The organism is Sphingobium sp. PNB, assembly GCF_019873065.1.
GTDB lineage: Bacteria > Pseudomonadota > Alphaproteobacteria > Sphingomonadales > Sphingomonadaceae > Sphingobium > Sphingobium fuliginis.
In genome coordinates, this window is sequence record NZ_JAINEZ010000153.1 from 1 (window position 1) to 6,365 (window position 6,365).

A 6,365-nucleotide genomic window follows, 5' to 3' on the forward strand; every position below is an offset into this window, starting at 1 on the left:
GGCTCGCTTCGCTCGCGCCCACCCCCTAGCCCCCTCCCGCCTGCGGGAGGGGGAATGTCCGCTTCCCACCCGATACGGACATTCCCCTACATACCTGCGGCGCGGGCTTTGACAGAGGTCAATGCATAAGGGCGGCTCCCGGACGAAGGACGCCGCAAAGCCTTTGACGGGGAAATCCTATGGAGCAACTGGTTTGGAAGACGGGCGGCTGGTTCGCGCTCGCGACGCTGGCCTTTCTGGCGGCGCTGGCGGCGGCGGACTTCGGCTTTGCCGTGCATATGGGGATCGTCTGCGCGGCCGCGCTGGCCGTCGCCGTGCTGACGATGCGGCACGCCGATTATGAGGCGATCACCCGCGGGCTGCTGAAGATGCCCGCATCCCAGGGGAAATATGACGACGACCCGATCCGCTGGGGCGTGATCGCGACCGTCTTCTGGGGGCTGGCGGGCTTTCTGGCGGGGTTGTACATCGCGCTTCAACTGGCCTTTCCGGCGCTCAACCTGGGGATTGAATATACCAGTTTCGGGCGGCTGCGGCCGCTGCATACCTCCGCCGTGATCTTCGCCTTCGGGGGCAATGCGCTGATCGCAACCAGCTTCTACGTGGTGCAGCGGACGTGCCGGGCGCGGCTGGCCTTTCCGGCGCTCGCCCGGTTCGTCTTCTGGGGCTATCAGCTTTTCATCGTGCTGGCGGCGACCGGCTATCTGCTGGGCATCACCGAGGGCAAGGAATATGCGGAGCCGGAATGGTATGTCGACCTGTGGCTGACCATCGTCTGGGTCGCCTATCTGGTTGTGTTCGGCGGCACCATCCTGCGCCGCAGCGAGCCGCATATCTATGTGGCGAACTGGTTTTACCTGAGCTTCATCCTGACGATCGCGATGCTGCACATCGTCAACAATCTTTCCATGCCGGTGAGCTGGCTCGGGTCCAAGAGCTACAGCGCTTTCGCGGGCGTGCAGGATGCGCTGACCCAATGGTGGTACGGGCATAATGCGGTCGGTTTCTTCCTGACCGCCGGTTTCCTGGCCATGATGTATTATTTCGTGCCCAAGCAGGCGGAACGGCCGGTCTATAGTTACAGGCTTTCCATCATCCATTTCTGGTCGCTGATCTTCCTCTATATCTGGGCGGGTCCGCACCATCTTCATTATACCGCGTTGCCCGACTGGGCGCAGACTTTGGGCATGGTCTTTTCGGTCATGCTGTGGATGCCGAGCTGGGGCGGGATGATCAATGGCCTCATGACGCTGAACGGCGCATGGGACCGCATTCGCACCGATCCGATCATCCGCATGATGGTGATGGCGCTGGCCTTCTACGGCATGTCTACCTTCGAAGGTCCGATGATGTCGGTGAAGGCGGTCAACAGTCTCTCCCACTATACCGACTGGACCATCGGCCATGTGCATAGTGGTGCGCTGGGCTGGAATGGCCTCATCACTTTCGCCTGCCTCTATTATCTGACGCCAAGACTGTGGAAGCGGGAGCGGCTGTACAGTCTTCGGTTGGTGAACTGGCACTTCTGGCTGGCGACGGTGGGCATCGTCCTCTACGCGGCGTCGATGTGGGTCGCTGGCATCATGCAGGGGTTGATGTGGCGCGAATATGGCAGCGACGGTTATCTGGTCTACGCCTTCTCCGAAGTGGTGAGCGCCATGTTCCCCATGTACCTGATCCGGGCGGCGGGAGGTCTTCTGTACCTGAGCGGCGCGATCGTCATGGCCTGGAACATCGGCAAGACCATCGCGGGCAGTCCGTTGCGTGTGGAGAAGCCGATGAACGATGCGGCTTATGATGCTGCGGCGGACAGACCATTGGTGCCCGCGGCGACCTGAAACCCCTCTCCGTTCGGGCTGGGCCTGCTCTTCAATAAGAAGAAAAGCCCCCTTCGACTGCCTGCAAGGCAGGCGCTCAGGACAGGCTTCGACAGGCTCAGGGCGAACGGGGGTTGGAAGTTTCCCTCGATTTGAGGACTTTGAGAATGGCAACCAAGACCAAGGGTAAATTCTTCGATCATGGCAGGCTGGAGCGGAATGTTTCGCTGCTGGGCATCGCCGCCCTGATTACAGTCGCCATCGGCGGCATTGTGGAGATCGCGCCGCTTTTCTGGATCGACAATACGATCGAGAAAGTGGAGGGCGTGCGTCCCTATACGCCGCTGGAGCTGGCGGGGCGGAACATCTACATACGCGAAGGCTGCTATAATTGTCATAGCCAGATGATCCGGCCCTTCCGGGACGAGACGGAACGCTATGGCCATTACAGCCTTGCCGCCGAGAGCATGTACGATCACCCCTTCCAGTGGGGGTCGAAGCGGACCGGGCCGGATCTGGCGCGGGTGGGCGGCCGCTATTCGGACGAATGGCATGTCCAGCATCTGAAGGACCCACGCGCCGTGGTGCCGGAATCGATCATGCCCGGCTATGCCTTCCTGGCGGAGCGGGAATTGAAGCTGCCCGACATGCGCAAGGACCTGACGGCGCTCAATGATGTCGGCGTTCCCTATACGAAGGACGACATCGCCAGGGCGAATGACGACCTGAAGGCGCAGGCCGATCCGGATGCGGACAGCAGCGACCTGCTGAAACGCTATCCCAAGGCGCAGGCGCGCGATTTCGACGGCGATCCGGGCAAGCTGACCGAGATGGACGCGCTGGTCGCCTATCTCCAGATGCTGGGCACGCTGGTCGATGTGGACAGCGCGAAACCGCAGGAGGTCGACAGATGAGCTACGACGCCTTGCGGCATTTTGCCGATAGCTGGGGGCTGGTCTTCATGGGGGTGCTCTATGTGGCCCTCATCGGCTGGCACTTCCTGCCCCATGGGCGGCAACGCAGCGCGGAGGCCGCGCTCGCCATTTTCGACGATCAGACGGAGGCCGGGCATGGCTGACGACAAGCGCATCGATCCCGCCACCGGGACGGAGATCAAGCATCATGAATGGGACGGCATCCAGGAACTGGACACGCCTTTGCCGCGCTGGTGGCTGTGGACCTTCTACGCGACGATCCTGTTCGCTATCGGTTATATGATCGCCTATCCGGCTATCCCAATGATCGACCGGGCGACCGGAGGCATGCTGGGCTGGTCGAGCCGGGGGGCGCTGGACAGGGAATTGGCGGCGCGGGAAAGGCAGATTGCGCCGATCCGCCGGGCGATTGCGGAGACGCCGATTACGGCGCTGCCGGGGCGGCCGGAAATGATGCAGCAGGCGGTCGAGGGCGGGCGCGCGGCGTTCCGGGTGCATTGCGTCCAATGCCATGGGTCGGGGGCGGCGGGGTCCAGGGGTTATCCCAACCTCAATGACGACGACTGGCTGTGGGGCGGCGATCTGGCGACGATCGAGAAGACGATCACCGATGGCGTCCGCAATCCCGATCATGATGCGACCCGCCAGTCGCTGATGCCGGCCTTCGGCAAGGACCAGTTGCTGACGGCGGCGCAGGTGGACGATGTGGTGGCGCATGTCCGGGCGATCAGCGGGCAGGACCGTCCGAGCGCGGCTTCGCGGCGCGGGGACAAGGTCTTTGCCGATAATTGCGCGGTCTGCCATGGCCCGGCGGGCAAGGGCAACCGGGAGCTGGGCGCGCCCAATCTGACCGATGCGATCTGGCTTTACGGGGGCGATGCGGGGACCATCCGCGAGACCGTCTGGAACAGCCGCCATGGCGTGATGCCGCGCTGGGACGACAAGCTGGACAAGGCGACCATCCGGATGCTGGCGGCCTATGTGCACAGCCTGGGCGGGGGTGAGGCGGCCCCTCCCGCTGGTGCGGGGGCAGGTCGATAAGCCATGTTCATGTCCGGCTCCGCCTCGCTCTATGAGAAGCGCAAGGGCGTCTATCCCAAGGCGGTGGACGGCTTCTACCGCCGCCTGAAATGGGCGATCATGGCGGTGACGCTGACCATCTACTGGGGCACGCCCTGGCTGCGCTGGGACCGCGGGCCTTATGCGCCGGATCAGGCGGTGCTGGTCGATCTGGCCCATCGGCGCTTCTACATGTTCTCCATCGAGATATGGCCGCAGGAATTTTATTATGTCGCGGGCCTGCTGATCATGGCGGGGATCGGGCTGTTCCTCGTCACGTCGGCGGTGGGTCGGGCCTGGTGCGGCTATGCCTGTCCGCAGACGGTCTGGACCGACCTCTACCAGCATGTCGAGCGTTTCGTGGACGGCGACCGCAATGCGCAGTTGCGGCTCGCCAAGGCGCCATGGGGGGCGGTGAAGATCGCCCGGCGGCTTTTCAAATGGTCGGTCTGGCTGGGGATCGCTTTCGTCACCGGGGGCGCGTGGATATTCTATTTCGCGGACGCCCCGACGCTGCAACGGGAGTTCTGGAGCGGGACCGCCGCGTGGCAAGCCTATGCGACGACTTTCGTGCTGACCGCGACGACCTTCGTGCTGGGCGGGTTCATGCGGGAGCAGGTGTGCATCTATATGTGCCCCTGGCCGCGCATCCAGACCGCGATGCTGGACGAGAAGTCACTGATCGTCACCTACAAGCATTGGCGCGGGGAGAAGCGCGGGAGCCTGAAGAAGGCCCAGGCGCATCCGGGCGCGTTTGGCGACTGCGTGGATTGCAACCAGTGCGTCGCGGTCTGCCCGACCGGCATCGACATTCGCGAAGGGCCGCAGATCGGCTGCATCACCTGCGCGCTCTGCATCGACGCCTGCGACAAGGTGATGGCGCAGGTCGGGCGGCCACGCGGTCTGATCGATTATTGCACGCAGGACGATGCGGAGGCGGAGCAGAAGGGCGCGGCGCCGCGACCGGTGCTGAAGACTCTGCTGCGGCCGCGCACCATCGCCTATTTCGCGGTCTGGGCGGGGATCGGCGCGGCCATGCTGTTCGCGCTGGGCGCGCGCGAGCGGCTGGAGATCAGCGCGCAGCAGGACCGCAATCCGATCTTCGTGCGCCTGTCCGATGGCGCGATCCGCAACGCCTATACGGTCAAGCTGCGCAATATGCAGGCGCGGCCCCGACCGATGGAGGTGGGCCTCGCCGGCCTGCCCGGCGGCCGGATGTGGACCGATGCGGGGTCGCGGGAGAATGCCGCCGCGACGGTGCGGACGACCGTGCCCGCCGACAGCGTGGCGAAGCTGCGCATCTTCCTGACGCTGCCGTCCGGCGGCCCGGCGCGGCAGGATTTCCGCTTCACCGTGCGCGCCATCGATCGCGAAGGCGGCAGCGCCAGCGAACCCGCCCGATTTGAAAGGCCCTGAAGCATGACCCCTGCTCCATCCCCCATGCGCCGCTTCACCGGCTGGCACATGACGGCGATATTGGCGGCGTTCTTCGCCGTGGTGATCGCGGTCAACATGCTGATGGCGACCGTTGCGGTGCGGTCCTTCGGCGGCACGGTGGTCGAGAACAGCTATGTCGCCAGCCAGAAATTCAATGGCTGGCTGGCGGAGGCGCGGGCGCAGAAGCGGCTGGGATGGCGGGACAGGGTGACGCTGGATACTGCGCGGCATGTCGGCTTGGCCCTTACCGACGCCAGGGGCGCGCCAGTGGCGGGCGGCCAGGTGACGGCGGTGGCGCAGCATCCGCTGGGGCGGACGCCGGACCTGTCGCTGGTCTTTCGCGAGACCGCGCCGGGCGTCTATGCCAGCGACCGGGCCTTGCCGAAGGGGCGCTGGCAGGTCCGCTTCGACCTTCGTCTTGCCGGGCGCGAGGAGCATCTGTTGAGGGAGGTCGACTGATGGCCACGAAGGCGCTGATCCCCGATCCGGTGGCGGAAGAGACGGTCGAAAGCCTGTTCGCCGTCCCCGGCATCCATTGCGTCGGCTGCATCGCCAGGATCGAGGAGGGGCTTCCCCGCCAGCCCGGCATAGTGTCGGCGCGGGTCAATATGGGCGCGAAGCGGGTCGCCATCCGGCACGATCCGGCGCTGACCCCGCCCGACCTGCGCGCCGCCATCGCCGCTTTGGGATTCGAGGCGGAGCCGCTGGCCGATGCGGGGCTGGATGTCGCGGCGGCCGAAAGCCGGCGGCTGACGCGGGCGCTGGTGGTGGCGGGCTTCGCGGCGATGAACATCATGCTGCTGTCGGTGTCTGTCTGGTCCGGGGCGGCGGGGGCTACGCGGGAGATGTTCCACTGGCTCTCCGCGTTGATCGCCCTGCCGACGGTGGCCTATGCGGGCCAGCCCTTCTTCCGTTCGGCCTGGGCGGCGTTGCGGCAGGGGCGGACCAATATGGACGTGCCGATCAGCATCGGCGTGCTGCTGACGACCGGAATGAGTCTTTACGAGACGGTGACTGGCGGGGCGCATGCCTGGTTCGACGGGGCGGTGATGCTGCTGTTCTTCCTGCTGGCGGGGCGTTCGCTCGACAGCATGATGCGTGGGCGGGCGCGGGCGGG

7 protein-coding genes are annotated in these 6,365 nt (G+C 65.1%); all 7 read left to right on the plus strand.

From position 1 onward, the window contains the following. The first annotated feature begins 179 nt into the window (after positions 1-179). On the plus strand, positions 180-1,838 hold the full coding sequence (gene ccoN / locus K7W03_RS26320; protein ID WP_103001694.1) for a cytochrome-c oxidase, cbb3-type subunit I: 1,659 nt from the start codon (positions 180-182) through the stop codon (positions 1,836-1,838). A 146-nt stretch (positions 1,839-1,984) separates the two neighbouring features. Beyond that, positions 1,985-2,731 carry a cytochrome-c oxidase, cbb3-type subunit II gene (ccoO, locus tag K7W03_RS26325; protein ID WP_061940475.1) on the plus strand — a complete coding sequence of 249 codons (747 nt, stop codon included), beginning with the start codon at positions 1,985-1,987 and terminating at the stop codon, positions 2,729-2,731. Next, positions 2,728-2,895 (plus strand): cbb3-type cytochrome c oxidase subunit 3, encoded by a 168-nt coding sequence (locus tag K7W03_RS26330; RefSeq protein ID WP_025551933.1) that lies wholly within the window; start codon positions 2,728-2,730, stop codon positions 2,893-2,895. The genes ccoO and K7W03_RS26330 overlap by 4 nt, the downstream gene beginning before the upstream one ends. Continuing rightward, positions 2,888-3,793, plus strand: a complete 906-nt coding sequence (gene ccoP / locus K7W03_RS26335; protein ID WP_103001695.1) for a cytochrome-c oxidase, cbb3-type subunit III — start codon at positions 2,888-2,890, stop codon at positions 3,791-3,793. The genes K7W03_RS26330 and ccoP overlap by 8 nt, the downstream gene beginning before the upstream one ends. Positions 3,794-3,796: 3 nt before the next feature. Continuing rightward, positions 3,797-5,227 (plus strand): cytochrome c oxidase accessory protein CcoG, encoded by a 1,431-nt coding sequence (ccoG, locus tag K7W03_RS26340; RefSeq protein WP_103001696.1) that lies wholly within the window; start codon positions 3,797-3,799, stop codon positions 5,225-5,227. 3 nt (positions 5,228-5,230) lie between these two features. After that, on the plus strand, positions 5,231-5,707 hold the full coding sequence (locus K7W03_RS26345) for a FixH family protein (protein WP_103001697.1): 477 nt from the start codon (positions 5,231-5,233) through the stop codon (positions 5,705-5,707). Continuing rightward, on the plus strand, positions 5,707-6,365 hold a 659-nt coding region (locus K7W03_RS26350; RefSeq protein ID WP_222887858.1), incomplete at its 3' end, for a heavy-metal-associated domain-containing protein. The genes K7W03_RS26345 and K7W03_RS26350, both read left to right, overlap by 1 nt.